Raw genomic sequence first — 24,151 nt, forward strand, 5'->3', positions numbered from 1 at the left:
CCGGCATTCGCCGGGATGACGTTTTTTTATTGCGCGTGACACCACAACGATCCAATGGAAGTAACTGCATGAGCTCCACCCCCCGCACCCTTTTCGACAAACTCTGGGACGCCCACGTCGTCGTTCCGGAAACCGACGCCGCGCCCGCGGTGCTGTATATCGATCTGCATCTGATCCATGAAGTCACCTCGCCGCAGGCTTTCACCGAACTGCGCGCGCGCGGCATCGCGCCGCGCCGGCCGGACCTGACCAAAGCGACCATGGACCACTCCACGCCGACCACGCCGGCCGACGCGCAGGGCAAGTTCCACTACTACACCCAAGCCTCCGAAACCCAGGTCGATACCCTCTCCAGTAACTGCACCGAGTACGGCATCGAACTGTTCGACATGCGCTCGGCCGAGCGCGGCATCGTCCATGTGATCGCGCCGGAACTGGGCCTGACCCAACCCGGCATGACCATCGTCTGCGGCGACAGCCACACCTCCACCCACGGTGCGTTCGGCTCGCTGGCCTTCGGCATCGGCACCAGCGAGGTTGGCCACGTGCTGGCCACGCAATGCCTGCTGCAGCGCAAAGCCAAGACCATGGCCATCACCGTCGATGGGCCGCTGGCGCCGGGCGTCGGCGCCAAGGACGTGATCCTGCACATCATCGGCGTGATCGGCGTCAACGGCGGTACCGGCCACGTGCTGGAGTACCGCGGCTCCACCATCCGCGCGATGGACATGGAGCAGCGCATGACCCTATGCAACATGTCCATCGAAGCCGGCGCGCGCGCCGGCATGGTCGCGCCGGACGAGGTCACCTACGCGTGGATGGCGAACACGCCGCGCGCGCCCGGCATTGCAGAGGGCGACGGTGCGGCGTTCGAGCAAGCCAAGGCGCGCTGGTCGCAGTTCAGCAGCGACGAAGGCGCGCGCTTCGACCAGGAAGTGAGCATCGATGCGCGCGACATCCGCCCCACCCTGACCTGGGGCACGCATCCGGGCACCGCGATCGCGGTGGACCGGCCCATTCCCGTCGCGAAAGACACCGCGGCCCAGAAGTCGCTGGATTACATGCACTTCGATTCCGGCCATTCGCTGGAAGGCACGCCGGTCGACGTGGTCTTCGTCGGCTCCTGCACCAACGGCCGCCTCAGCGACATGCGCGAAGTGGCCACTGTGCTGCGCGATCGCCGCGTCGACCCGCGCGTGCGCATGCTGGTGGTGCCGGGCTCGGAACTGGTCAAGCGCCAAGCCGAGGCCGAAGGCATCGACAAGATCGTGCAGGCCGCCGGCGCCGAATGGCGCGAGCCGGGCTGCTCGATGTGCATCGCCATGAACGGCGACCTGGTCGCACCGGGACAACTGGCGGTCAGCACCAGCAACCGCAATTTCGAAGGCCGCCAGGGCCCAGGCTCGCGCACGCTGTTGGCCTCACCGATGACCGCGGCGTGGGCGGCGGTGAATGGCAAGGTTTCCGATCCGCGCGAGTTGTTTGCGCACCGTGAGGTGGCGTGATGCGTGCTTTTGATTCCCTTCTCCCCCCGGGAGAAGGTGCCCGTAGAGCCTGCCCCGTACTTGATACGGGGGCGGATGAGGGAATGGCGACTACTGGCCGTCCAACTTCGCTACAAGCGGACATCGCATGCCCTCATCCGTCGCTTCGCGCCACCTTCTCCCGGGGGGAGAAGGGAACAACTGCCGCCTTCGCTACGGAGATCTCTCCATGACCGCCTTCGCCGCTTTGAAATCCAGCAGCGTGGTCCTGCGCCAGAGCAACATCGACACCGACCAGATCATCCCCGCGCGCTTCCTGTCGACGACCGAGCGCGCCGGCCTGGGCAAACACGCCTTCAACGACTGGCGCTGGCAGGCCGACGGTTCGCCCAATCCGGACTTCGCCTTCAACCGGCCGGAGAACGCCGGCCGCGCCATCCTGCTCGCCGGCGCCAACTTCGGCTGCGGCTCCTCGCGCGAGCACGCGCCGTGGGCGCTGACCGACCTGGGCCTGCGCGCCATCGTCAGCAGCGAGATCGCCGACATCTTCCGCAACAACTCGCTGAAGAACGGCCTGCTGCCCATCGTGCTGGACGAGGAGATCGTGCAGTCGCTGATGCAGCGCCCCGACGACGAACTCACCGTCGACATCGCCGCGCGCGAGCTGCGCACGCCCGATGGCCGCGTGTACCCCTTCCCGCTCGACGCCTTCGCCCGCACCTGCCTGATGGAAGGCGTGGACGAGCTCGGCTACCTATTGCTGCGCGACCCCCAGATCAAAAAGTACGAGGAACGTTTCCATGCAAGCTGAAATCGTAGTCCTGCCCGGCGACGGAATCGGTCCCGAAGTCACCGCCGCCGCTCTGTCGGTGCTGAATACCGTGGCACGCCGCTACGGCCACCAGTTCACCTTCAGCGAGCATGACATCGGTGGCATCGCCATCGACAAGCATGGCGACCCGCTGCCCGCTTCCACCCTGGCCGCCTGCAAGAGCGCCGACGCGGTGCTGCTGGGCGCGGTGGGCGGACCGAAGTGGTCCGACCCCAATTCCAAGGTGCGTCCCGAACAGGGCCTGCTGGCGCTGCGCAAAGGCATGGGCCTGTACGCCAACCTGCGCCCGGTGCGCCCGCACCCGGCCGCGTTGAACGCCTCGCCGATCAAGCCGCACCTGCTCACCGGCGTGGACATCATGGTGGTGCGCGAACTCACCGGCGGCATCTATTTCGGCGAGAAGACCCGCACCGCCGACAGCGCCAGCGACCTGTGCACGTATTCGACGACGGAGATCGAACGCGTGGTGCGCAGCGCATTCAAGCTGGCGCGCCAGCGCCGCAGCTACGTGGTGTCGGTGGACAAGGCCAACGTGCTGGAGACCTCGCGTCTGTGGCGCGACGTCACCGCGCGCATCGGCCGCGACGAATTCCCCGAGGTGAAGCTGGAGCACGTGCTGGTGGACGCGATGGCCATGCACCTGCTGGCGCATCCGCGCGAGTACGACGTGATCGTCACCGAGAATATGTTCGGCGACATTCTCACCGACGAGGCCTCGATGCTGGCCGGTTCGCTGGGCCTGCTGCCGTCCGCTTCGCTGGGCGACGGCAAGGCCGGCGTGTACGAGCCCATCCACGGCTCGGCCCCGGACATCGCCGGCAAGGGCATCGCCAATCCCTACGCGACCATCCTCAGCGCGGCGATGCTGCTGCGCCATTCGCTGGGCCTGCATGACGAAGCCGACTGCATCGAACGCTCGGTCGACGGCGCGCTGAACTCGCACGCCTTTACCGCCGACCTGGCCAACAACGGCCGCAGCATCTCCACCGCCGCCGCCGCGCAGGCGGTGATCGAGCAGATGCAGGCCAATTGCTACGTGGCTGAGCTGCGGGACTAGGAGACACGTCCCTTCTCCCTACGGGAGAAGGTGCCCGAAGGGCGGATGAGGGGCGAACGGAGTTGGACGCCTCCGGCACACCTGGGAAGAGCTAAAACGCGGTGCAAGGCTTTATGCTCGGCGACTTCTGGATTGGCCTGGCCGACGACATGAATCGACTCACCGCGTTCCTCCCCAGGCTGGTTGCCATCGCTTTCGTGATGATGTCTTGTGCTCAAGCGTGCGCGACCACTCCATTGCGCGAGTCCTTCGATCTGCGAGTCCCGACCCAGCCGGCACCAGTCCTTGTCGACGGCGCGCAGCGATTGGTCTACGAACTGCATCTGACCAACTTCGTACGCGAGCCGCTGTCGCCTGTCAGCGTCGAAGTGCTCGATGAAAAGAATCGCGTGCTCGCCAGCTTCAGCGGCGCGGCACTGACTTCGCGTCTTGCGCAGGCGGACGGAAGCGCAGGCGTCGCGATCGCGCCGGGTATGCGCGGCGTGATCTACCTGGAACTTGCCTTCCCTGCAGGCGCGCCACCACAGGCGCTGTCGCATCGCATCGAGTACCGCACTGCGGACAGCGGCCCGTTCGTCGTCGAAGGAGTAAGCGTCTCGATCGACCAGGCCGCACCCCTAGTGCTGAGCGCGCCGTTGCGCGGCGGGCCGTGGGCCGCGATTCACTCACCGGACTGGCCACGCGGACACCGCCGCGTGCTCTACACCGTCAACGGGCACGCACGCATCCCCGGCCGTTTCGCCATTGACTGGGTGAAGCTGGACGAGAGCGGTCGCACGGCCAAGGGCGATGCCGACGTGGTCGGCAATGCCTACGGCTACGGCGCCGAAGTGCTGGCGGTCGCCGATGCGGTGGTCGCGGCCACGCGCGACGATGTACCGGAAAGCACTTCGGTCGCCGCGCATCCCAAGCACGCCATCGGCGACGCCACCGGCAACTACGTCGCCCTGGATCTGGGCGATGACCGCTTCGCCTTCTACGAACACCTCAAGCCGGGCAGCTTGAAAGTGAAATCCGGCCAGCGGGTGAAGCGCGGTGAAGTCATCGCCGCGCTCGGCTTCACCGGCGATTCCACCGGCCCGCACCTGCATTTCCATGTCGCCGACGTCAATTCCCCGCTGGGTGCGGAAGGCGTGCCGTTCGTGTTCGAACGATTCGAGGTGCTGGGCAGCTATCCGGATATCGGCGAATTGGGCTCCAAGCCCTGGATCCCGCCTGCGCCCGGCCAAGCCTCTCAACGCCATGGCGAAATGCCAGCCTCCAACGTAGTCGTGCAATTCGAATAAACCCTCCCGCTGATGTAGCCAGCGGAAGAACCCTTCTCCCGCTCGCGGGAGAAGGTGCCCGAAGAGCCTGCCCCGTACTTGATACGGGGGCGGATGAAGGCGAACGGAGACGCTGCCCTTCAAATTATCCTCATCCGGCAACAGGCGCGTTTACCGAATGTGGTGCCTGAGCGGCGCTCCCCACACCCCTTCTCCGTTCCCCCTCACCCGCCGCGCAAGCGCGCCGACCTCTCCCGCTCGCGGGAGAGGTGTGCACGTACGCTGCATCGAAATAACACTGACCCGCTAAGATCGTCCTCTAGTACGCCTGCGGCGCATCCCAGCATGGTCAAACCCTATCTCCTCGCCATAGACCAGGGCACCACCAGCTCCCGCGCGATGCTGTTCGACCGCAGCGGCGCGGTGGTGGGGATGGCGCAGCGGGAATTCGAGCAACTGTTTCCGCAACCGGGCTGGGTGGAGCACGATCCGCGCGAGATCCTCGGCAATGTGCAGAGCACGGTGGTGGAAGCGATGACGCGGGCCCAGGTCAGCGCATCGGAAATCGCGGGCATCGGCATCACCAACCAGCGCGAGACCACGGTAGTGTGGGACCGCAAGACCGGCCAGGCCATCCACAACGCCATCGTCTGGCAGTCGCGGCAGACGGCGGAGATCTGCGAAAAGTTGAAGGCCGACGGTTACGCAGAGCTGGTGCGCGAACGCACCGGCCTGCTGATCGATGCGTATTTCTCCGGCACCAAGGTCAAGTGGATCCTCGACCACGTGCCCGGCGCGCGTGCACGCGCCGAACGCGGCGAGCTGCTGTTCGGCACCATCGACAGCTGGCTGTTGTGGAATCTTTCCGAAGACCGCACCCACGCCACCGACTACAGCAACGCCTCGCGCACGCTGATGTACGACATCCACAAGCGCCAGTGGTGCCCGGACCTGCTGCGCATGCTGGAGGTGCCGGCGGCGATGCTGCCGGAAGTGCGTTCCAGCAGCGAGGTGTATGCGCACACCGGGGCGCAGACGGTGTTCGGCCATCGGGTGCCGATCAGCGGCATGGCCGGCGATCAGCAGGCGGCGCTGTTCGGGCATGCGTGCTTCGAGCCGGGCATGGCCAAGAACACTTATGGCACCGGCTGCTTCCTGCTGATGAACACCGGCGACAAGGCGGTGCAATCGAACAACGGTTTGCTGACCACGATCGCCTGGGGTATCGACGGCAAAGTGGAATACGCGCTGGAAGGCAGCGTGTTCGCGGCGGGTTCGGCGATCCAGTGGCTGCGCGACGGCTTGCGCATGCTGGGCAAGGCCGGCGATTCGCAGGCTTATGCGGAACGGGCGCAGTCGACCGACGGGGTGTATTTCGTGCCGGCGTTCGTGGGGCTGGGCGCGCCGTACTGGCGTAGCGATGTGCGCGGGGCGATGTTCGGGCTGACGCGGGGAACCAATAAGGAACATTTCATCCGCGCGGTGTTGGAGTCGCTGGCGTATCAGACGCGCGATGTACTGACGGCGATGCAGGTCGATGCGGATCTGGTGTTGAAGGCGCTGCGGGTGGATGGCGGCGCGATCGCCAACGATTTCACGGCGCAGTTCCAGGCGGATCTGTTGGACATCGCGGTGGAGCGACCGGTGGTGAAGGAATCGACGGCGTTGGGGGCGGCGTATCTGGCGGGTCTGGCGGTGGGTTTCTGGGACAGCCGGGAGCAGATCGCGCAGCAGCGGCAGGTGGAGCGCACGTTCCTGCCCGAGATGGGAGCCGAGCGCAGGGAGAAGTTGTATGCGGGATGGAAGCGGGCGGTGGAAGCGACGATGGTATTCGGCGCAGGCTAGCGATGTAGCCCGGGTAGAGCCATAGGCGAAACCCGGGGGCTCTACGCGCTGTGCTGAAAGGCCCCGGGTTTCGCCTTCGGCTTTACCCGGGCTACGAGGGCTTCAATGGCCCGTTGCCACCGCATCACGACGAAACCGACTGGAACGCCCGTCCAACCCTTCGACCTCGAGTGCTTCGACCACGTGCTTGCCGTCTCGCGCGAAGGTCAGGCGCAGGTTGGGATCGGCGGCAACGGTGAAGACATCGCCGCCCAGCGGCAACAACACCACGACCGGTCTGCGGCCGCGCTTGACCACCAGACGGCCGTTGTCTTCGGCGATGGTCATCGGACCGAAATCGCCGACGTATTCGGCCGGGTTTCCGCTCTGTCGCGGCTGCGTTTCGGCAAGCAATCCGTCCAGCGCCCAGCGCGCTTCGGTGGTTTCGTTCGCCGGTCGTTCGGCCACGATCTTTTCCAACGCTAGTCGGCGTGCGGTCTCCAGCGCCTGCGATGAGGCGATCTGCACGTCGGGGATCACACCCGTGCCTTCCCAATTCTTGCCGGTAATCGGACTGATCGGCGTGCCGCTGGAAACGAATACGCGGAAGCCGTTGCCCGCATCCACTTCACCGCCCGGATTGGCCGCACCGGCGCTGGCTTCGCCGACGATGGTGGCGCGCTTGGCGTTCTTCACGGTATAGGCGAAGGCCTCGGCCGCCGAGCCTGTGCGTGCGCTCTCCAATACGTATAGCGGCACTTGCGCCCTGGGCGAAGGGAACCAGTCGCGGGGCGCTTCGCTATCGGTGCCTTCGCGCCGGTGGAAGGTGTTGTAGATGTCCGCGCCTTTGGGGATGAATGCGCTGGTCAGATAGCCCACCATCGCCGGCGAGCCACCGCCATTGGCGCGCAGGTCCACGATCACGGCGTCGGTGCCGGCGATCAGTTGCAGTGCGGCTTCGATCGCTTGGCGCGCGGGCTGATCGGGTTTACCGAATTCGAAATCGGCGAACTGGCGCAGGTCGATATAGCCGATATTGCCGGGCAGGATTTCGACGCGGCGAATGCCGTGCTGGGTGCCGTGCGTCGGGGGAGGCGGACGTCGCTGTCGGCGGTCGCCTTCGTCGTTGTCGTCCTTGGCGCTCGGCGGCGACCACTGGACGTTGAAGTGGGCGTCCAGGGGTTTCAGGCGCTCGGTCAGCGCGGCGGCCAGTTCGCGGTTGTCGTTGTAGGCGTCGAAATCGCCTTTGGCGGCGGAAGCGCGCAGGTCGCTGGCGATTCTTTTGCCGCGGGCGACGTCGTAGAAGTTGTCTTCAATGGCCTTGGCGACGGAGTCGGCGTCGGTACGCGGCGAGGCCGATGCGTGACCCGCGGGTGCGAGTGAGACCAGCAGGCCCAAGGCGCAGGCCAATGCGTAGGGGAATCGTGCTGTCATTGGCGTCTCGCATTTGTCGAGCGAAGGGGAGCCCGGGACGACCCGGGTTGTCGCGAGCATAGGCAGCGATGCCTATGCCACCCATGTGCCAAAAGTCAGCGCCCGCAATGGCGGAATTAGGTTTCCGAGGAAGCCAGCGGTGGACCGGGGCTCTCTCTGCATCGCGCTGAAAGGCCCTGGGTTTCGCTACGCTCTACCCAGGCTACATGCTCATTTCCCTTGCTCCCGCCTGTTCACAGCTGATATTTAGATCCCATGTACGTGCGCGAAATTACAAGAGAAGACGTGAGTGGTCGTGCGAGGGTCGCTGATACCGCGCCCAAGGACCCGAATGCCGCCCTCAAGCTTGCACGCGACATCAAGCATCCTTGGTACCGGTGCCAGGCACTCGCGAGCATTGCACCGCACCTCGCAAGGAAAGTCCGCGAGCAGGTGCTCGAAGAAGCGCTCATGTCTGCGCGGGAACAAGGCGAAATCAATCCCATCGTCACCGTGTCCGCCTGGCCGATCCGCGAGCTGGCAATCAGCCACCCTGAACTGGCCGCCGAGAGGATCAGAGGACTAGTGATCCTTGCAAATACCGAACCGCACAACCTCAGGCGCTCGCATGCTCTCCGGCAACTGGCTTTTTTTGTGTCGGACCACCCGACGTTGCTCTCGTTGATAGTCCCCGCACTGACTGAGACGTTGCTCGGTGGCGGCGGTCCTCGTATCGACCGCGTGATCCGCGACACGTTCGAGCTGATCAGAACCGTTCAACCCAAATCTCTTCGCGCGCTTGCCATGCATCACAAAGCTGGCCGAAAGCGGGAACAGCTTTTGTCTACGCTTTAGATGGCTGCTGAGATGGAAAACCTCCCCGACATTTGCAGACAGGCGAACCTGCTCTTGCTGCCACTGGCCGATCCAGCGCGCGCGTCGGCGATGAAGGCATATATGAAGCAGCGCTACGACTTCCTGGGCATCCCCACCCCGGCGCGGCGACAGGCTTTGAAGCCGCTGCTGGCGACGCTGAAGACAGCCGACGCCGATGCCTTGCTGGCGGCCGCTGAGCGGTTGTGGGCGATGCCGGAACGCGAATTCCAGTACGCGGCCATCGATATTCTCGCGAAATTTTCCCGCAAGCTGGAACTGGGCCACGTGCCGGCGATGCTGGAACTGGCACAACAAAAATCCTGGTGGGATACGGTCGACGGCCTAGCCGGCGGGGTCGGCGACGTCCTGTATCGCTGGCGCCATTCGCAAGAGATGGAAAAACTGATCGAAGCCGCGCTGATTCATCCCGACCTGTGGGTACGCCGCATCGCCATGCTGCACCAGCTGCGATGGAAGTCGGATACCGACGCGGCGCGCCTGTTCCGCTTTGCCACAACGCTGGCGCCGGAAAGCGATTTCTTCATCCGCAAAGCCATAGGTTGGGCGCTGCGCGACTATAGCTGGCACCAACCGCAGGCGGTCAGGGAATTCGTCGACCGCATGGGTGACAAGCTGTCGCCGTTGTCGCGCCGGGAAGCCTTGCGCGCGACGCAGGCTTCATAGGGTGGGCTCAAGCCCACCGCATGTGTTTGGAGAACGTCTAGTTTGCACATGGCAGTGGGCCAGGGCCCCACCTTATGCTGTTCTCCACTCTTCGCGAGCTGCGACACTATACGAAGACTTTTGTGGACCAACGGAGCTCGGCGTGAAAACCATCGGCCTCATCGGCGGCATGAGCTGGGAATCGACCCTTCCCTACTACCGCCAGATCAACGAACTGACCAAGCAACGCCTGGGGGGATTGCATTCGGCGCGTATCGTCCTGTACAGCGTCGACTTCCACGACATCGAACAACTGCAGCACAGCGGCGACTGGGATGCCGCCGGCGCGTTGCTGGCCGACGCCGCGCGCGCCTTGCAGGCGGCCGGCGCGGATTTCTTGGTCGTCTGCACCAACACCATGCACAAGGTCGCCGCCCAGATCGAAGCGGCCGTATCGATCCCGCTGCTGCATATCGCCGACCCCACGGCCGCCGCCATCAAACACGCCGGACACACCGTGGTCGGCCTGATCGCCACCCGCTTCACCATGGAAGAAGCCTTCTACCGCGACCGCCTACGCGACCGTCATGGCTTGCGCGTCATCGTCCCCGAAGCCGCCGACCGCGACCTAGTCCACCGCGTCATCTACGAAGAACTGTGCCTAGGCACCGTACTACCGGCCTCCCGCGCCGAATATCGCAGGATCATGGCCGCGCTGGTGGCGCAGGGCGCGCAATCCATCATCCTGGGCTGCACCGAAATCTCGCTGCTGGTGGACGCCTCCGATGCCTCGGTGCCGCTATTCGACACCACCGCGCTGCATGCGGCAGCGGCCGTAGAGACCGCACTGATCGATTCGCCCGCATAACCCGTCCGCACGGATTCCGCCTTACGGCGCTACGAATAACGTAGCCCGATACGCAGCGTCACTGCTCCGGAATCCAGACGAAATCGGCTCCTTGCTTGCGCACGCGTCCGAGACCCGGGAAGGGGAAGTGAACGGCGTAGACCCGCAGGTTCTCATCGGCGGCTTTTTGCAGCATCGCCCGACGGGCGGCTTGGGCTTTCGGCGCATCTTCGTCGAAAGCGATCTTCCAATCTGGCCGCTGCACGGAAATGATCGAATGGTGGGCCGTGTCGCCGATGTAGAGCAATCGCTCCCCTTGCGATGCGATCTCGGCTCCGGAATGACCGGACGTATGCCCGTAGATGGCCACCGCCGTGACCCCTGGCGCGATGCTTTCTCCGGGCTGGAAAGCCGCCACCTTGGGTGTGATCGCATGCACGAGAGAGGCTTGTTCGGCGCTGCCCTTCATCGACGTCCATTCGACAGCCGAGAGATGGATCGTCGCATTCGGAAAGACCAGCGCGCCCTGGGCGTCGACCAGTCCACCCACATGATCCGGATGGCTGTGCGAAATAAAGATGTCGGTCACTTCCGCGGGCTCGACGCCCGCCGCGCGCAGGGAAGCGTTCAATCGACCGGCGACAGCAAAGTCCGCCTTGCCCGCACCGGTATCGAACAGCACGATGCGGTTTTCCGTGCGGACCAGCAGCGGCTGTATGCTGAGTTCGACCTTGTCGGTAGGTTGCCCCGCGGCGGCCAACAGCGCCGAGACCGCCGCAGGTGGCTGTCCGACACCTACGGTCTTGCCGTCGTTGGGCACGGTGATATCGCCGTCCTTCAGAGCGATGGCGTCCAGGGCTCCGATCTTGAACCGATGGATATCGGAGCTGATCTGCGCAGGGGCTGCTGGCGCGGCCGTCGGTTCTGCCGCCGGCTCGGCCGGAGTGGTCGTGGAGGGCGGCGAGCATGCCACCAGCGAAAGCGTCGCAGCCGCGAGGATCAGTTGTAGTTTCATGGTCGAGCTCCTGAGCAGGAATCAAAGTCCTCCCCTCCGGCTCCGATCATCGCAATCCCCGCGTTGTCGTTCTGTAGACGTCGACCCGGTCATGTAAGGTCCGTAGGGTGGACTTCAGCCCACCGCTTCCCCTCTGACGCCAACGCAATCTGAAACATGGCGACGGTGGGCCAAGGCCCACCCGGTGAGGCTCGTCGAATCGGCTACTCTTCGAATCCCGCCCGTGAGTCTCTTTCGTATGCGCTGCAAGAAAATCCTGGCCGCCGCACTACTCGCGGCTCTCGCGCCGAGGGCCGCGGCGCAAGTCGTCGGCGTCGCCCTCGACCCCAAAGCCGTGATGGTGGAAGGCGAATTGCAGATCGTCGACTCCCCACCCGCCGATTCCGTCGTGTTCTTCGAATTCTCGGGCGCCCGGACGAAACGGCTCGGCCAGGTGCGCGCGCCGACCAGTTTCCAAGGCCCACCGTCCTCGGTCGCCATCACCGCCGACGGCAAGTTGGCGCTGGTGACTGCATCCCTGCGCATCGACCCCAACAATCCGAAAGAACTTGTACCCGACAACAGACTGACGGTGATCGACCTTGCCGCATCGCCCATACGCGTCGTGCAGACGATCGAGTTGGGCGCGTCGCCTTCCTCGGTCGCGATCGATCCCACCGGTACCCTGGCGCTTGCGATCCACAACGCCGATGACAGCGCCACGGTGCTGGCGCTGGCGGGCAGCCGCGCCAGGATCGTGGAGAAAGTGTCGCTGGGCAAAGACGCGGGCCCCTTAGCGGCGGCGTTCGCGCCTGACGGCAAACGACTGCTCATCTCGTTTCCCGATCGAGGACGCATCGGCGTGTTCGCAGTGGAGAACGGACGCTTGAAGATACCGGCGATCCGGGAACTGAGCGCCGGCATCTACCCGACCGCATTGTCGTATTGCGGCCGCAGCGGACTGGCCGTGGTGGGCAACTACGGCAAAGTCACCGGCGATATCGACACGGTCAGCCTGCTCGACGTGGGCGCCGCTACGCCACGTGTGATCGATACGGTCAGTGTGGGACCCGCGCCCGAGGGCGTCGCGTGTTCTCCGGATGGACGTTATGCCGCTGCCTCGCTGCAGAACATGAGCACATTGCCCAAGACAAACCCGTTCTATTCGCCCTCGAGCCGCGTGGTGTTGCTGAAGATCGACGGCAAGCGCCTGCACCGCATCGCCGAAGCGCCGTTCGGCGCCTGGGCGCAGGGCGTCGGTTTTCTCGACGATTCCCGCACCGTATTTGCGCAGAGCATGGGCGACCGTTCGCTGCATCTGTTTCGCATCGAAGGCGAAACGCTCGAGATCGCGGCGCCGCCTCTCGTCTTCGAGGACGGCGCGCCGGTGTCTTACGGTGTTTCCGGGCGCTGAGCGGAGGCGACGATGAGATGCGCCTGCGGCTTATCGCCTGCTGCGCACTAGCCCGCCTTCAGAATCTCGTTTAACTCCGCGTATGCAAACGCGGCGCTAACCTCGCTCCTCCTCTGGATTGCGACCAAAAAGGAGACGACCATGGCGAGCATCCATCATCAACTAGCGATTCGGGCGCCCATCGCGCAGGTCTATGCCGCGCTATCCGAACCCGAAAGAATCGGCACCTGGTGGGACCAACAGACGGCGGTGCAGACCGACGCCGGGCTGGTGCTGGAGCACAACCCTGGCGAGCAACACGGCACCGTCCGCCTGAAAGTGCTGCAACGCCTGCCCAACCAACGTGTGGAATGGGAATGCATCAGCGAACATCCCCCGACCAGTCCTGCGTCGGCATGGACCGGCACCCACTTCCTCTTCGAACTGTCCGAAGGACCCAGCGCAGCGGCCGACATCGAACGCGACCGCGCCGAAAACGATGCCAAGGACAAGCCGATCACCACCCTGGATTTCCGGCAGACGCATTACGACGAGGCCAGCCCTTTCGCCGGCTTCAACAACTTCGCCTGGGGTCAGGTGCTAGCCAACCTCAAGCAGGTGTGCGAGTCGCACAAGGACTGAACGAGGTCGTAGGTCGGGTAATTAATCCAACTCTCCTCCCGTAAGGAGCGTGCGACAGCCGCCCTTTCGACCTACAGCTCTGCGACGAAGAAAGCCACCAGGCCCAGATAAAAGAAAACTGCGACGCCTGCGACGACCGCTTGCGCAGGGCTCGATCCGAAGCGGAACTTCGTGCGATGGCCGATCGCCATACGCAGGATCAAGGACGGCGCGCCGATGACCAAGGTAAACAGCACAGCCCCAGTGAGCCAGACCGGCCAGACGAGGGTAGCCAGGAAGGTCAGCATTCCGCTGATCGTCAGGTAACAACTCGCAATCAGCACCCACAAAGAGGCGCTACTCCAGTTCAATTTTCCCGCTTGCATCCCCGTCCCCAAGATAGCGTCGCGCCAAGCGCATTCTTCCCCGCCGCCAATTTGCGGATTGGTGCGTCGCACATCAAGCACCGTTCGGCGGACGGAGTGAGACTTGTCCACCGGACAAATGGGCGTGCAGACGGTACCGACCGGTTTGCCGAAAACGGCGGTTCGCCGGTATCGCGCCGCGGACGATTGACGGCGCGACCTCCCGGCCCTATCAAGGCGTACCGCCATCATCAGGTTCCGCCATGATCACCGCCGCCTACTCAAAACGCTCCATCGACTGGAAACAAGCCGTGTATGGAGGCCTGCTGATCGCCGTAGCCGACGCCCTCTTCGCCATCGCGCTCTGGTTCAAATGGAATACCAAAGGCCTGACCCAAGTGTTCCAGAGCATTGCCGTAGGCGTGCTGGGCAAGGCCAGCTACGAAGGCGGCACGGCAACGGCGCTGCTGGGTGCCGGACTGCACGTCGCCATGGCCACCGCCTTCGTGGTGATCTGCATCGCGCTCAGCTTCCGCTTCCGCCTGCTGGTGGAAAAACCGGTGATGAGCGGCCTGCTGTACGGCGTGGGCCTGTATCTGGTGATGAACTTCGTGGTGCTGCCGCTGTCCCGCGTAGGCGCATCGCCCTCGTTCAAGCATCCGGATTGGATAGCGATGAGCGTGGTGGCGCATATGGTGTTCGGCGTGGTGTGTACGCTGTTCGCGCGGCGGGCGCGGCGCGGGGGTTGAGCGCCAGGCTGTCTCTCAATATAAAATTCGCCAGATTTCCAGCCAAATCGTTTCGAGCCTAGTCACGAATGAACGATCGAGAGCTTTGCGACTTGCATCACCCAAACAATTTCAAGAGACGGTGAGCGTAGGTTTTTGCTAGACACTTTAAGCCGCCATGCAGCTTCGATGGGCGCCATGATTACTGGCGCATGTTGGCGCCAATGATCAATCCGACATCAGCCATTATCTGGATCCAATTGTATCTTCACTAATCCTACTCCCAGAAGACGCTTGTCTAGACCCGAACCATCTCGTGCAGGACTGGACGGGTCCGCAACCAGAAATTCAATGATGGTGATTCCGTCTGACGACAGGTCCATCACTGAACTAGGAATGCGAATCTGGTATTGCTGAGCACGGGAAGTAAGCGACACAACTGCCATGGGTTGTCCGTTGATGCTGACGACCACCGGCTTGTTGCCAGCACCGGACTCATGACGCAGCGCCTCAAAGGAAAACACTACGCCCTGAGCAGCATCGACCAAGCGTATCTTCAACGTCGAACGCTCCCCCGTAGACCATACGCCCCAACGCTCAGATGACCAGTGATTGTCGAGAAAATCCTCTCCGTCACGTTGCGAAAACGAGACCTCCTCACCCAGCCGCAATGTCCTTTTCAGACCACTCGATTCCATTACCTTGCGGAACAGTGCCTGGCGATCCTGGGCCGTATCGGGACATAAAAAACGCATCGCCTTCGAGGATGTATATTCCCGCCAATACTCACCCTTCGAAACATCCGGATGGAACAGCACCGCATTGCGGTAGTCGATCATTGCTCGCAGGGCATCGTCGTTCGCCGGGGCTCCTGCTGGATAACACGCAACGGCATCTGCACGTTTCCATGCCTGAGATGCGGCAGCCATCTGCCTGGCTTGTCGCCAGTTGTGTGTGTAGCCCATCACCGCCACGCTTGCGGCCCCCAGGCCGAGTGCAAGGGCTATTATCGATGCGGACAATCTGCGCGCGAGTAGCTTCCATGCTAAGACGATCACGCACACACCTACCACGCACAACCAAAGATAGGAAATACGGCTATCCAGAAACCCGCAAGTATGGCCCTCCAAACACCACGCCTGCTGCTTCCGCGTTACCGCCAATGGCAGGCTCATAAACATGGCTAGCAGCAGCGATCCCAAACCGACCAAGGCTGGATAACGGAGCGTACCGCCCGTCTGACGCACTGCCACGAAGACGCAAAAAAAGGTGAGGGCACCGCTAGCCAAGGCCGCTAGCATGGCAGGCGCCGGCAATGTGACAACGCCGTGGTCGAGCCTTGGGAAAATGGTGCCGGCCGCCATGTGGCCCAGCATTGTGAACAACACGCGGGCCGGCTGGCCGAGACCATCTGCGCTGTTGCCATCGTACTGCGAAGGATTGAACCCCCGGAATATCGCGTAAGCCAGAAACGTTAAGACCACGACGAACAAGTCGATACGGAAAAATATGTTCTTACCCAAGCGCTCAAGCGCGCCCCTCATGGAGGCCCCCTCCTGGATGGCGAATATCAGCTTGGCGCCGTATTCAACAGCAAGCAATGAGATGCCGAACACGAAGGCGTATTCCGAAACACCCATGGCCAACGCAAATACGCAAAGCGCTGCCACCTCGGGCAATGCGGCGCGCCGGCCGCCCGGCGCCTCCCGCTTCGCCACAAGGGCCATTCGCGATACCAGCAAGAGCAGCATGGGTAACGTATTTTGAAGCGGATAAGCCGTAGGCGGCATGTGCTCCAACGCAAGCGGATGGGCGATGACCAGAATCGAGAAAAGCAGCAGCTGGATGTCCGCTCTCAACAGCTTGGCTATGTAGCGGGCGAAGAGCAGGAAGTTGGCGAAGTACAACAACACGAAACCTATCCGCGCCGGTGGATACGCTGACCAGTACGACGCCAGGGTGTTCAACGGTCGAATCAAATACATACCAAGCCTGCCTTGGGCATGCGCATCGACCGCACCCGCCTGCCACACCTGCGGATATCCTTTCATCAGCGGCTGCAGGAATCCTGCATCGTCGGCCGACATGCGGTAGCTCCCAACAAACAAGGCTGCCTGCAGCGAGCACAGGAGGAAAACAGCGATCCATGGCAGCAGTCGGGAAATAGATTGGTTCATACACCTTCGCCGTAGATGTTGCGGGTCGAGGAGAAGAGATTGTTCCATCGCAATGCAGGCTGCTGCGCCGCATTAACGATCTGCGTATCTCTATTCTTAGAGCAATGATTGCATGCTACATCGCCATAGGCCACGCAAAGCCGAATCCGTTGGCGCAGCCGCTATCCGCGGGATCGCCATGAACACGACGAACATCGCCGGCCACAGACCGAGCTGCGTAGTCAGGCACGCCACTAGCCTGCGCGACGCTATTCATCGTCGATTGAATGCGTCAGTTGTGGGCGTGACCTACGGCTACGTCACTTTTCCCTCTTCCGGCTTCACCTTGAACCACGCCGCGTACAGCGCCGGCAGGAACAGCAGCGTCAACGCTGTGGCCACGGTCAGGCCGCCCATGATGGCTACGGCCATCGGTCCGAAGAAGGCGCTGCGCGACAGCGGAATCATCGCCAGCACCGCGGCGAGCGCGGTCAGCACGATGGGACGGAAGCGGCGCACGGTGGCGTCGATGACCGCGTGCCAGCGGTCGTGGCCAGCGTCGATGTCCTGCTGGATCTGATCGACCAGGATCACCGAGTTGCGCATGATCATGCCCGACAACGCGATGGTGCCGAGCATGGCCACGAAGCCGAACGGCACGCGGAACACCAGCAGCGCGAAGGTCACCCCGATCAGGCCCAACGGTGCGGTCAGCATCACCAGCGCCATGCGCGAGAAGCTGCGCAGCTGCAGCATCAGCAGCGTGGCGACCGCCAGCAGGAACAGCGGCAGGCCGGCCTTGATCGAGTTCTGTCCGCGCGCCGAATCCTCGACCGTGCCGCCGGTTTCCAGCAGATAGCCCTGCGGCAGCTCGCTGCGGATTTTTTCCAGGCTGGGCAGGATCTGCTCCACCACCGTCGGCGGGGTGATGCCGTCGCGGATGTCGGCGCGCACGGTGACCGTGGGCAAGCGGTTGCGGTGCCAGATGATGCCGTCCTCGAACGCGTATTCGATATCGGCGATCTGCGACAGCGGCACGCTGCCGTTGGCGGTGGGCACGGCTAGGCTGCCGAGCATGTCCAGGCGCACGCGTTCGTCCTCCGGACCGCGCAGCAGGATCTCGACCAGCTCGTTTCCTTCGCGATAGGTGCTGACACGCAGGCCCGAGAGCGAACCGGTGAGGAAGTGCGATACGTCGGCGGTGCTGACGCCCAACGTGCGCGCGCGGTCCTGATCGATCTTCAAGCGCACGACCTTACTGGGCTCATCCCAGTCCAGGTTGACGTTGGTGACGTTGGGATTGGCACGCACTTGGTCGGCGACCTGATGGGCAAGCGCCTGCACGCGGTCGATGTGCTCGCCGGCGATGCGGAATTGGATGGGATAGCCGACCGGCGGACCGTTTTCCAACCGCGTCACGCGGAACTGCAATTCAGGGAACTGCGGTCCCACCTCCTTGATCAGCCACTCGCGCATCGATTCGCGCGCCTCGATGTCCTTGGTCAGGACCACGAACTGGGCGAAGTTGGCTTGCGGAAGCTGCTGGTCCAGCGGCAGGTAGAAGCGCGGCGAGCCGGTGCCCACGTAAGCCACGTAGTTGTCCACGCCTTCGCGCTTGGCCAGCAGTTTCTCTAGGCGTTCGGCCTGGGCCTGGGTGGAGCGCAGCGAGCTGCCTTCGGCCAGCTCCATGTCCACCATCAGTTCCGGCCGCACCGAGTCGGGGAAGAACTGCTGGGGCACGAAGCGGAACAGCGCGATGGACAGCACGAACGCCAGCACGGTCACGCCGATCACTAGCCAGCGATGGCGCAGGCAGGCGTCGAGCAGTTTGCGGTAGCGCTGGTAGAAGGGGGTCTGGTAGGGATCGTGCTCGTGGCCGTCGTGGACCTTGGGCGCGAGCACGCTGGAGAACGCGGGAACGCGGCCAGCCAGGCGCGTGCGGAAATCGTGCCAGCGCGCCGTCAGCGAACCGGGCTTCGGCGGCTTGGGCTGGTGTAGGTCCGGCAGCATCTTGTCGCCGAGGTACGGAATGAACAGCACCGCTGCGATCCACGACACGATCAGGGCGATGGTGACCACCTGGAACAACGAGCGCGTGTATTCGCCGGTGCCCGAGGCGGCAGTGGCGATGGGCAGGAAGCCGGCGGCGGTGACCAGCGTGCCGGTGAGCATGGGGAACGCGGTCGAGGTGTAAGCGAAGCTGGCCGCACGCATGCGGTCGAATCCCTGCTCCATCTTGATGGCCATCATTTCCACCGCGATGATCGCGTCGTCCACCAACAGACCCAGCGCCAGCACCAACGCGCCCAGCGAGATCTTGTGCAGGCCGATATTGAAGTAGTGCATCACCGCGAAGGTCATCGCCAGCACCAGCGGGATGGTCACCGCCACCACCAGACCGGTGCGCAGGCCCAGTGAGAAGAAGCTGACCAGCAGCACGATGACCACCGCTTCGGTCAGCACGCGCACGAATTCGCCGACCGAGTCCTGCACCGCGTGCGGCTGGTCGGAGACCTTGCGCAGCTCCATGCCGGTGGGAATGGTTTTCTGCAGGCGTTCGAATTCCGCGTCCAGAGTCTTGCCCAGGCGAATGATGTCGCCTCCGTTCTTCATCGCCACCGCCAGGCCTATCGCGTCCTGGCCCATGAAACGCATCTTCGGCGCTGAAGGATCCGCGAAGCCGCGATGCACCTCGGCGATGTCGCCCAGCCGCAGCGTGCGACCGCCGGCCTGGATGGGGAAGTCGCGGATGTCCTTGACCGAATCGAAAGCGCCGCTGACGCGCAACTGCACGCGGTCGTTGGTGGTCTCGAAGAAGCCGGCCGAAGTCACCGCGTTCTGCTGGTCCAGCGCCTGCTGCACCTGACTGAGCGGAATCCCCAGCGTGGCCAGCTTGGTGTTGGACAGCTCTATCCAGACCTTCTCGTCCTGCAGCCCGATCAGATCCACCTTGCCAACGTCGGCGACGCGCTGCAGTTCCAACTGGATGCGCTCGGCGTAGTCCTTCATCACCGCGTAATCGAAGCCCGGGCCGGTGAGCGCGTAGATATTGCCGAAGGTGTCGCCGAATTCGTCGTTGAAGAAAGGACCGACCACGCCCTCGGGCAGGGTCGCCTTGATGTCGCCGACCTTCTTGCGCGCCTGGTACCAGAGCTCTGGCACCTCGTACGAATGCATGGAGTCGCGCGCCACGAAGATGACCTGCGATTCGCCGGGACGCGAATACGAGCGGATGTACTCGTAGTTGCCGGTGGTCATCAGCGCCTTCTCGATGCGCTCGGTGACCTGCTTGGCGACTTCATCGGCCGGCGCGCCCGGCCACACGGTGCGCACCACCATCACTTTGAAGGTGAAGGGCGGGTCCTCGGACTGGCCCAGGTGCCGGTACGACCAGGCGCCGATCAGGGCGAGCACGATCATCGCGTACAGCACCAGCGCGCGATGCGTCAGCGCCCATTCGGAGAGATTGAAGCGCTTCATGGGTCAGTCCGCCTTGGGAGTGACGGCGACGACTTTCTTCGACAGCAGGGGACGATTGTCGCGGTCCACCGGTGTGACCGGCTGGCCTTCGCGCAGCAGATGCCCGCCGGCGCCGACCACCCAGTCGCTGGCCTTGAGGCCGCCGAGCACGGGCACATCGGTTTCGCCGTAACGGCCCAACTGCACCGGCTGCGATTTCACCTTGCCGGTCTGCGGATCGACCACCCATACCGCCGTCGCGCCCTTGGCACCGCGCTGCACCGCCGAAAGCGGCACGCTGAGCGCCGCCTCCGGTCCGGTTTCCTGCACGTAGACGCGGGCGCTCTGGCCCAGTTCGACTGCCTTGGCCGCGGCGCCGACCAGATTCACGCGAGCGGCGTAGGTGCGGGTTTGCGCATCGGCGGCGGGGGAAATTTCGCGGATCAAACCGGGCAAACGCTCGCCCGGCGCGTTCCACAGTTCCACCAGCACCGGCTGGCCGACGGTGAAGTCGCGGATGCGGCCCTCGGGAAGGGAGATCGCCACTTCGCGGCCCTCGTCGGCGGCCAGGGTAAAGATGGTCTGGCCGGCGGCGACCACCTGCCCGGCTTCGGCCTGGCGAGTGGCGATGACGCCGTCGTGCGGTGCGCGCAGTTGCGAATAAGCGGCCTGATTGCGGGCCACGTCGAGCTGGGCACGGACGGCGCGGGCCTGACCTTCGGCGGCCTTGTAGGCTGCGTTCTGCGCATCGTAGGTGGATTGGCTGACCAGCTTGTCTCCCACCAGCTTGGCGTAGCGGTCGCGGTCGCCGCGGGCGCGGACCAGATCCGCTTCGGCGGCGGCCAGTTGGGCTTGCGCGGCTTGCGCCTGCAGGGACAGGTCATCGGCGTCCAACAGGGCCAGGACCTGGCCCTGTTTGACCTGGGTACCGGCATCCACGTTGCGGCGGATCAGGTTGCCGCCGACCCGGAACGAGAGCGGGCTTTCTTCGCGGGCGCGTACTTCGCCGGCATAAGCGGACAGCGCGGCCTGCGCGCCACCGCCCGGATGCACCACCAGAACTGGGCGCGCGACTTCGGCCGATTCGGGCTGGCCTCCGCAGGCGGAGAGCCCCCCCACGATAGGCACGATAAGAAGGAGCAGAATTCCGTAGCGGCGCGCATTGCGCATGGACACACTGCACATAAGGAGAACACTCCGTCTTGTTCATCAATAAATGGACTTGACGGTATAGTATAAATATCGAACCGATTAGTCTAGTATTGAGAAATGGTCAGTAACCCCTCCCCCGCCAGCCGTCAAAAAACGGCCCCCAGGCTTTCGGGCCCCGGCCGGCCCAAGGACCTGGCCAAGCGCGACGCCATCCTGGAAGCGGCCAAACGCCTGTTCGCCGGCGATGGCTACACCGGCGTCAGCATGGACCAGATCGCGGCCGAGGCCGGCGTCTCCAAGCTCACCGTTTACAGCCATTTCGGCGACAAGGAAGCGCTGTTCGCCGCCGCCGTGCGCGCCAAGTGCGAGGAAATGCTGCCGGACGACCTGTTCGCCCAGGAGCTGAAAGGTCCGTTGCGTGCGCAGCTCAAGGCGATCGCAAGCGGCTTCTTCGCCCTCATCAGCAGCGACGAGGCCATCAGCACGCACCGCATGATGATCACCCCAGGCAATGCCGACGATCCGCTGCGCAAGCTGTTCTGGGAAGCCGGTCCGCAGCGCACCCACCAGGCCTTCGGCGCTTTCTTGCAGTCGCGTGTGGAAGCGGGCGAACTGGATATCGACGACGTGCAACGAGCGTCTGAGCAGTTCTTTGCCCTGATCAAGGGCGAGCTGCACGGCCGAATGATGTGCGGCATCTGCGCCCGGCCCGCACGGGGCGACGTCAACGCCCATCTGGATGCCAGCGTGGATATGTTCCTGCGCGCCTATGCCAAGTCTTGAAAAAACAGGGCGATCGATCATGACGGAGGTCGCGGTGACTTCCGGCACTGCGTATCGGTGTGGTAGTACGGCCATGCTGCTCCGCACCGTACGACCCTAAAAACACGTCGCGACCCGCTAAACTGCGCGTCCCCCGCGCCGGATCACCACCCATGACGATCGATTACAACCAAGCCCGCGAAATGATGGTCGAGCAGCAGGTGCGCCCCTGGGAGGTGCTGGACGCGCGCGTGCTGGGCGTGTTGGCGACCCTGCCGCGGGAGAAGTTCGTGCCCGAGATCCACCGCGCGCTGGCCTATGCCGACGTGGAGATTCCGCTGGGCCACGGCCAGAAGATGATGAAGCCGGTGGTCGAAGGCCGCGCCCTGCAAGCGCTGTTGCTGCAAGAGGGCGACGAGGTGCTGGAGATCGGCGCCGGCGGCGGGTACCTGGCCGCGTGCATGGGCGCGCTGGCTCGCGAAGTGGTCAGCCTGGAGATCCAGCCCGAACTCGCCGACCGCGCGCGCCAGCAGCTGGACGCCAGCGGTTACGGCAACAACGTCCGCATCGAAACCGCCGACGCCCTGCACTACGCCACCGAGCGCCGCTTCGATGCGATCTGCGTGACAGCAGGGATGGACGTTGAAGTGCCGTCACATTTTTTGCAATGGCTGCGTCCGGGAGGCCGACTGTTCGTCGTCCGCGGCCATTCGCCGGTGATGGAAGCGGTGCTGGTGCACAACGACGTCAACGGTCCCCGCATAGAATCGTTGTTTGAGACCGACGTTCCGTATCTTGTCGGCGCCGCCCCGGTGCCGCAATTCGTCTTTTGATTTCAGAAAGGAAACCGCATGAGTCGCCGCCCCCTCGTTCTCGCGCTTGCCCTGGCCCTGCCTGCATCCACTCTGGTTGCCAGTGCAAATGCCACGGATCTGATGCAGACCTATGAACTCGCACGTACCGGCGATCCGCAATTGGCGGCCGCCGAATCCGGACGCCTGGCGCAGAAGGAAGGCGCCGTGCAGGCCCGAGCCGCGCTGTTGCCGCAGGTCAACGGCAGTGCGTCGCTCACCCGCAGCCGCAATGAACTGGACGCCGTGCCGGGTTCCACCACCAACACACGCCGCAGCTATGGCGTCAGCGTCAACCAGTCGGTGCTCGACTTCAGCCGCTACTCCACTCTGCGCGGGCAGCGTGCGCTGAGCCAGGCCGCCGATTTCGACCTGGAAGCGGCCAATGATGCGTTGATCACCCGCACCTCGGCGGCTTACTTCAATGTACTGGTCGCGATCGAAACCCTGGCCGCGGCCGAAGCGCAGCAGACCGCGTTGCAGAAGCAGTTCGACTACGCGCAGAAGCGTCTGGACGTGGGCCTGGCCCCGATTACCGACGTGCACGAAGCCCGCGCCCAATACGACAGCGCGCGCGCCAGCGTGATCACCAGTCGCAACGCCTTGAAGGATGCATACGAGGCGCTGACCGAAATCACCGGCCAGCCGATCAACAATCTGAAGGCGCTGCCGGATGATTTCCGCCCCGTGCTGCCGACCGATTACGACGCTGAAGGCTGGGTCAACACCGCGGTGAGCACCAACCCGGCGCTGAAGTCGCTCGAATACCAGGTGCAATCGGCCGAAGCCGGCGTTTCCACCGCACGCGCCGGCCATCTGCCCACGCTGTCGCTAGGTGCCGACTGGGGCAAGGACGCGGCGTGGGGCGATACGACCGGCGCCAACGGCGACGGTACCGGCACCACGATCGGCCTGACTTTGAGCGTGCCGATCTTCTCCGGCGGCGCCACCCAATCGCGGGTGCGCGAGGCGCTGGCCAATCGCGATGCGGCGCAGGACGGCTACGAGCAGCAGAAGCGCGCCATCGTGCGCAATACGCGCAATGCCTACCAGACTCTGGAAGCGGGCATCAGCGAGATCGAGGCACGCCGCCTGGCGCTGGTGTCGGCCAAGGCCGCTTACGAAGCCTCGCAGGTCGGATTGGAAGTCGGTACCCGCACCGTGCTGGACGTGTTGATCAACCAGCAGAACCTGTTCCTGGCCCAGCAGAACTACGCGCTGGCCAAGTACAACTACCTGCAGAACCGACTGCTGCTGGACCAGGCGGCAGGCACCCTGGACGCCGACGACGTGCAGCAAGTGAACCGCCTGCTGACCGCCGATGCGCAAGCGCAGCTCGCGCCCGGCGATGGTCAGTAACGACGCATCGCTTCTGACAGGCACATCGATTACGGCGGACTTCGGTCCGC

Annotated in this window: 20 protein-coding genes; 14 read left to right on the plus strand and 6 right to left on the minus strand. The window is 64.0% G+C overall.

The features are described from left to right. Positions 1-68: 68 nt before the first annotated feature. From leuC to glpK, 5 genes are all read left to right on the plus strand, one after another. Positions 69-1,505, plus strand: coding sequence for a 3-isopropylmalate dehydratase large subunit (gene leuC / locus AC1DTQ_RS15315; protein ID WP_477850672.1), 1,437 nt, complete (start codon positions 69-71; stop codon positions 1,503-1,505). A 208-nt stretch (positions 1,506-1,713) separates the two neighbouring features. Next, positions 1,714-2,295 carry a 3-isopropylmalate dehydratase small subunit gene (gene leuD, locus AC1DTQ_RS15320; RefSeq protein WP_477850673.1) on the plus strand — a complete coding sequence of 194 codons (582 nt, stop codon included), beginning with the start codon at positions 1,714-1,716 and terminating at the stop codon, positions 2,293-2,295. After that, positions 2,285-3,373, plus strand: coding sequence for a 3-isopropylmalate dehydrogenase (gene leuB, locus AC1DTQ_RS15325; RefSeq protein ID WP_477850674.1), 1,089 nt, complete (start codon positions 2,285-2,287; stop codon positions 3,371-3,373). Before leuD ends, leuB begins: the two co-directional genes overlap by 11 nt. A gap of 113 nt (positions 3,374-3,486) precedes the next feature. Then, entirely contained in the window at positions 3,487-4,659 is a 1,173-nt protein-coding gene (locus AC1DTQ_RS15330) for a M23 family metallopeptidase (protein ID WP_477850675.1), read from the plus strand. A 324-nt stretch (positions 4,660-4,983) separates the two neighbouring features. Beyond that, positions 4,984-6,483 (plus strand): glycerol kinase GlpK, encoded by a 1,500-nt coding sequence (glpK, locus tag AC1DTQ_RS15335; protein ID WP_477850677.1) that lies wholly within the window; start codon positions 4,984-4,986, stop codon positions 6,481-6,483. Positions 6,484-6,585: 102 nt separating this feature from the next. Here the strand turns inward: glpK and AC1DTQ_RS15340 are convergent, their stop codons facing one another. Beyond that, on the minus strand, positions 6,586-7,896 hold the full coding sequence (locus tag AC1DTQ_RS15340; protein WP_477850679.1) for a S41 family peptidase: 1,311 nt from the start codon (positions 7,894-7,896) through the stop codon (positions 6,586-6,588). Between the two features lie 255 nt (positions 7,897-8,151). Here AC1DTQ_RS15340 and AC1DTQ_RS15345 point away from each other — a divergent pair, with 255 nt between their 5' ends. From AC1DTQ_RS15345 to AC1DTQ_RS15355, 3 genes are all read left to right on the plus strand, one after another. Beyond that, positions 8,152-8,730, plus strand: a complete 579-nt coding sequence (locus AC1DTQ_RS15345) for a hypothetical protein (protein WP_477850680.1) — start codon at positions 8,152-8,154, stop codon at positions 8,728-8,730. Positions 8,731-8,742: 12 nt separating this feature from the next. After that, on the plus strand, positions 8,743-9,435 hold the full coding sequence (locus tag AC1DTQ_RS15350; RefSeq protein WP_477850682.1) for a DNA alkylation repair protein: 693 nt from the start codon (positions 8,743-8,745) through the stop codon (positions 9,433-9,435). 142 nt (positions 9,436-9,577) lie between these two features. Next, a complete protein-coding gene (locus tag AC1DTQ_RS15355; protein WP_477850684.1) occupies positions 9,578-10,282 on the plus strand; it encodes an aspartate/glutamate racemase family protein in 705 nt (234 codons plus the stop codon). Between the two features lie 58 nt (positions 10,283-10,340). On the opposite strand, the gene AC1DTQ_RS15360 is transcribed toward AC1DTQ_RS15355, so the two are convergent. Then, the gene (locus tag AC1DTQ_RS15360) at positions 10,341-11,276 is read right to left on the minus strand and encodes an MBL fold metallo-hydrolase (RefSeq protein WP_477850685.1); all 936 of its coding nucleotides are present in this window, start codon (positions 11,274-11,276) and stop codon (positions 10,341-10,343) included. 223 nt (positions 11,277-11,499) lie between these two features. On the opposite strand from AC1DTQ_RS15360, the gene AC1DTQ_RS15365 reads away from it, so the two are divergent. Together AC1DTQ_RS15365 and AC1DTQ_RS15370 are read left to right on the plus strand one after the other, a co-directional pair. Beyond that, positions 11,500-12,669 carry a YncE family protein gene (locus AC1DTQ_RS15365; RefSeq protein ID WP_477850686.1) on the plus strand — a complete coding sequence of 390 codons (1,170 nt, stop codon included), beginning with the start codon at positions 11,500-11,502 and terminating at the stop codon, positions 12,667-12,669. Between the two features lie 141 nt (positions 12,670-12,810). Further along, positions 12,811-13,290, plus strand: a complete 480-nt coding sequence (locus AC1DTQ_RS15370; RefSeq protein WP_477850687.1) for an SRPBCC family protein — start codon at positions 12,811-12,813, stop codon at positions 13,288-13,290. A 71-nt stretch (positions 13,291-13,361) separates the two neighbouring features. On the opposite strand, the gene AC1DTQ_RS15375 is transcribed toward AC1DTQ_RS15370, so the two are convergent. Beyond that, positions 13,362-13,766, minus strand: a complete 405-nt coding sequence (locus tag AC1DTQ_RS15375; protein WP_477850689.1) for a hypothetical protein — start codon at positions 13,764-13,766, stop codon at positions 13,362-13,364. Between the two features lie 131 nt (positions 13,767-13,897). Here AC1DTQ_RS15375 and AC1DTQ_RS15380 point away from each other — a divergent pair, with 131 nt between their 5' ends. Then, positions 13,898-14,383: a hypothetical protein gene (locus AC1DTQ_RS15380; RefSeq protein WP_477850690.1), complete on the plus strand. Its 486-nt coding sequence runs from the start codon at positions 13,898-13,900 to the stop codon at positions 14,381-14,383. A gap of 218 nt (positions 14,384-14,601) precedes the next feature. On the opposite strand, the gene AC1DTQ_RS15385 is transcribed toward AC1DTQ_RS15380, so the two are convergent. From AC1DTQ_RS15385 to AC1DTQ_RS15395, 3 genes are all read right to left on the minus strand, one after another. Then, entirely contained in the window at positions 14,602-16,539 is a 1,938-nt protein-coding gene (locus AC1DTQ_RS15385) for a hypothetical protein (protein WP_477850691.1), read from the minus strand. Positions 16,540-16,833: 294 nt separating this feature from the next. Next, a complete protein-coding gene (locus tag AC1DTQ_RS15390) occupies positions 16,834-19,998 on the minus strand; it encodes an efflux RND transporter permease subunit (protein WP_477850692.1) in 3,165 nt (1,054 codons plus the stop codon). Between the two features lie 3 nt (positions 19,999-20,001). Then, entirely contained in the window at positions 20,002-21,147 is a 1,146-nt protein-coding gene (locus AC1DTQ_RS15395) for an efflux RND transporter periplasmic adaptor subunit (RefSeq protein ID WP_477850858.1), read from the minus strand. Between the two features lie 99 nt (positions 21,148-21,246). Here AC1DTQ_RS15395 and AC1DTQ_RS15400 point away from each other — a divergent pair, with 99 nt between their 5' ends. The 3 genes from AC1DTQ_RS15400 (at position 21,247) to AC1DTQ_RS15410 (ending at position 24,101) form a co-directional block, all read left to right on the plus strand. Then, a complete protein-coding gene (locus AC1DTQ_RS15400) occupies positions 21,247-21,912 on the plus strand; it encodes a TetR/AcrR family transcriptional regulator (RefSeq protein ID WP_477850693.1) in 666 nt (221 codons plus the stop codon). A gap of 152 nt (positions 21,913-22,064) precedes the next feature. Then, positions 22,065-22,724, plus strand: coding sequence for a protein-L-isoaspartate O-methyltransferase family protein (locus tag AC1DTQ_RS15405; RefSeq protein WP_477850694.1), 660 nt, complete (start codon positions 22,065-22,067; stop codon positions 22,722-22,724). A gap of 18 nt (positions 22,725-22,742) precedes the next feature. After that, positions 22,743-24,101, plus strand: coding sequence for a TolC family outer membrane protein (locus tag AC1DTQ_RS15410; protein WP_477850695.1), 1,359 nt, complete (start codon positions 22,743-22,745; stop codon positions 24,099-24,101). Positions 24,102-24,151 lie beyond the last annotated feature (50 nt).

Source organism: Pseudoxanthomonas sp. P4_B2, assembly GCF_056402315.1.